Annotated in this window: 1 protein-coding gene; it reads left to right on the forward strand. The window is 67.4% G+C overall.

Features of this window, described 5'->3' with window-relative positions; genetic code table 11:
* Positions 1–451 (forward strand): DUF8437 domain-containing protein (locus tag GO615_RS28025; protein WP_169133089.1); only part of this gene is annotated, 451 nt, incomplete at both ends.

Raw genomic sequence — 451 nt, forward strand, 5'->3', positions numbered from 1 at the left:
GCGGAGTACCTCAGCGGCAACGTGCGCGTGAAACTCGACGCGGCGATCGAGGCCAGTGAGCAGGATGCGCGGTACGCACCGAACGTGGAAGCACTGCGCGAGGTGATACCCCCACCCAAGCCGATGGAGGACATCCGGGCCCTATTCGGCGCGGTGTGGATCGACGCCGAGACGCACCAGCAGTTCCTACGCGAGGTGCTGCGCGACCAGAACCTGACCGTGGAACATCCGACCCCGGACATGTGGAATGTCTCCGGGCTGCGCCGCAGCGTGGCTGCCACAGCGCAGTGGGGAACCGAGCGGGTGCCCGGGCCAGTGCTGGCGGAGAAGATGCTGAACAACACCACGATCAGCGTGTTCGACACCGACGGCGACGGCACGCGCGTGGCGAACCCCGTCGAGACCCAGGCGGCGCTGGATAAGGCGGAGGAGCTGCAGGACCGCTTCGCGT

The organism is Aromatoleum evansii (assembly GCF_012910805.1).
Taxonomy (GTDB): domain Bacteria; phylum Pseudomonadota; class Gammaproteobacteria; order Burkholderiales; family Rhodocyclaceae; genus Aromatoleum; species Aromatoleum evansii.